This is a genomic window from Streptomyces sparsus, assembly GCF_054776295.1.
Window position 1 is genome coordinate 1 of the sequence record NZ_BAAHCA010000711.1, and the last position, 2,552, is coordinate 2,552.

The following is a 2,552-nucleotide window of genomic DNA, read 5'->3' on the forward strand; positions in this document are numbered from 1 at the left end:
CCACTCCGCCCCCGCGGCCCGCGCCGCAACCGCCCGCGCCTTCGCAGCCGGGTCCGGGGACGGCAGCCCCGCGGGTAGCCGGGACCCTCAGCGAGGGGGACACCGGTCCGGCGGTGGCCGACCTCCAGGTGCGCCTGCTGCGCGTCCCCGACGTCTACCCGGGCGGGGCCGTCAACGGCCGCTACGACGAAGCCCTCAGCAGCGCGGTGGCCCGCTTCCAGGTCTGGTACGGGGTCCGGGGTGACGAGACCGGTGTCTACGGCGACGACACGCGCCGCGCACTGGAGTCCCGCACGTGAGGCGGGCGACCCCGCCTCGCCGGCACCGGACGTCGCCGCCCCACCCGCCCGGCTGCCGCGCGGCGTGTCGACTTCCCACCGTGCCCCCGGAGCATGACGATCACCTCGCACACCGCACGACACGGAACGCACGGCGTTCCGCCCAAGGAGATCCAGCATGGCTACAGGCACAGTGAAGTGGTTCAACTCCGAGAAGGGCTTCGGATTCATCGAGCAGGACGGGGGAGGCCCGGACGTGTTCGTCCACTACTCGGCCATCGCCGGTGCCGGCTACCGCGAACTCAACGAAGGCCAGAAGGTCGAGTTCGAGGTGACCCAGGGCCCCAAGGGGCCCCAGGCGGACGACGTCGTTCCGCTCTGACGCGCCACCCGGCAGCCCCGTCCGCGCGATCCCGAGCCGCCGGGCGGGGCAGCGGGCCGTCAGCGTCCACCAGGACCGTTCTCCCCGCGGTTCCGGTGTTTCCGGCTTTCGGCGTCCCACCCGGGAACCACCGTGACCGGGATGCCCTCACGGCGCCACAGACGCACCACGTTCGGGTTGTCGTCCCAGGCGTGCACGGGGTGGAACCGGCTGCGGATCCGGCGCAGGATGTCCCGCTTCACCTCGAAGTCCGGCCGTGCGTCACCGGCCGCCCGCATCCACATGGCATCGGACGGCACCCCGTGCAGCGCCAGCCACATCGCGGTGTGCGGCCGGTAGCGCACCGTCCTGGCTGTCACGACGAGCACCGCCAGCCCCGCCGCACCCGCCTCCCGCGCCGCCCTGACGACGTGTTCGTGGGGCGGGCAGTCGACCGAGGCCGAGTGGAAGGCGTGAAAGCCGCCGGGGCCGTCGATGAGATGGCGGATGCCGCGCACGTCGCAGAGCGTGCCGTCCATGTCGAAGATGACGGCCCGGCGTTGCGCCGCGCGGACGCCCCCGTGCTGCTGCTCCATTCCGGTCCTCCCCGTGGCCCGCCGCCGTCGGCGTCCCGCCGGAGCCGGCCAGTGCCGAGCGCGAACCGGCCCGGAGCCAGGACTGCCGAGCGCGGGGCCGGGGCCACCACCCTAGCGGGGGGGGGGCCGACTCGGCCGGACCGCCCACTTCCCGCTCTCCCGCGCCTACTCGCGGGCCGCCGAGGTGGACGACATGTCCGGGTAGCGGTCTCCGACGACGCGAGCCGCGATCGGCTCCAACCGGGCCAGTTGCCCGTCCGTCAGCCTGACGCGCGTCGCCGCGGCGTTCTCCAGGAGCCGGGAGCGCCTGCGGGTTCCGGGGATCGGGACGACGGTCAGTCCGTGCACCTCGGCACGCTGGTGCACCCAGGCCAGTGCGACCTGTGCGGCGCTCACCCCGTGGTCCGCCGCGATGTCGCGCAGCGGTACCAGCAACTCGGCGTTCCGGCGGGCGTTGTCACCGGTGAAGCGCGGCTGGAACCGTCGGAAGTCCCCGTCCGGGAGGTCGGTGCCGGCGTCCGCGAACGAACCGGTGAGGAAACCACGGCCGAGAGGCGCGTACGGCACGAACGCGACGCCCAGCTCGGCTGCCGCTCCCACCGCGCTCCGCTCGACGTCCCTGGAGAAGAGCGACCACTCCGACTGGAGTGCGGTGATCGGGTGCACGGCGTGCGCCTCGCGCAGCTCACCGCCCGTCACCTCGCTCAGGCCCAGGTACCTGACCTTGCCCTCGGCCACCAACTCACCCAGCGCGCCCACCGATTCCGTGAGCGGCACCTCGGGGTCGCGGCGATGCATGTAGTACAGGTCGATGACGTCCGTGCCGAGCCGGCGCAGCGAGCCCTCGACGGCCGTACGGATGTAGGCGCGGTCGTTGCGCACGCTCCGGTGGTGCGGATCGTCGCTCCGGACCATCGCGCACTTGGTCGCCAGTGTGATGCCGTCCCGGTGCGCGGCGACGAACGGCGCCAGGAACCGTTCGTTGGCGCCGCGACCGTACATGTCGGCGGTGTCGATGAGCGTCACGCCCGCCTCCACCGCGGCTTCCAGGGTGTCCCGGGCGGCGGCCTCGTCGGTGTCGCCGTAGAACTCGCTGATGCCCATGGCGCCGAACCCCTGCACCCCCGTCTCGGGGCCGTTCTCGCCCAGCCGTACTCTGCTGACCTTCTCGATGCCGCTCATCCGGTCCATCGGTGCACAACCTCTCCGACGCCGCTGGGACGTCAGGATCGAAGGGGAACGCGGGGCGACCGCGCGCTCAGCGGCACGGTCGCGCCGGCCACCGGCGCCCCCGTGCCCACCGGCGGCCGGAGCGAC

4 protein-coding genes are annotated in these 2,552 nt (G+C 73.3%); 2 read left to right on the forward strand and 2 right to left on the reverse strand.

What is annotated here, in order from left to right:
- Window positions 1–299 (forward strand): peptidoglycan-binding protein (locus ACYVE9_RS22445; RefSeq protein WP_461029702.1); only part of this gene is annotated, 299 nt, incomplete at its 5' end.
- A 157-nt stretch (window positions 300–456) separates the two neighbouring features.
- Window positions 457–660 (forward strand): cold-shock protein, encoded by a 204-nt coding sequence (locus ACYVE9_RS22450; RefSeq protein ID WP_461029703.1) that lies wholly within the window; start codon window positions 457–459, stop codon window positions 658–660.
- A gap of 59 nt (window positions 661–719) precedes the next feature.
- Here the strand turns inward: ACYVE9_RS22450 and ACYVE9_RS22455 are convergent, their stop codons facing one another.
- Window positions 720–1,235 carry a phosphatase domain-containing protein gene (locus ACYVE9_RS22455; RefSeq protein WP_461029704.1) on the reverse strand — a complete coding sequence of 172 codons (516 nt, stop codon included), beginning with the start codon at window positions 1,233–1,235 and terminating at the stop codon, window positions 720–722.
- A gap of 165 nt (window positions 1,236–1,400) precedes the next feature.
- Entirely contained in the window at window positions 1,401–2,426 is a 1,026-nt protein-coding gene (locus ACYVE9_RS22460) for an aldo/keto reductase (RefSeq protein ID WP_461029705.1), read from the reverse strand.
- Window positions 2,427–2,552: the final 126 nt, after the last annotated feature.

What these genes read in the sequence shown, in the direction of transcription:
- ACYVE9_RS22450 (WP_461029703.1), top strand. Translation starts at nt 457, where the DNA reads ATGGCTACAGGCACAGTGAAGTGGTTCAACTCCGAGAAGGGCTTCGGA.
- ACYVE9_RS22455 (WP_461029704.1), bottom strand. Translation starts at nt 1,235, where the DNA reads ATGGAGCAGCAGCACGGGGGCGTCCGCGCGGCGCAACGCCGGGCCGTC.
- ACYVE9_RS22460 (WP_461029705.1), bottom strand. Translation starts at nt 2,426, where the DNA reads ATGGACCGGATGAGCGGCATCGAGAAGGTCAGCAGAGTACGGCTGGGC.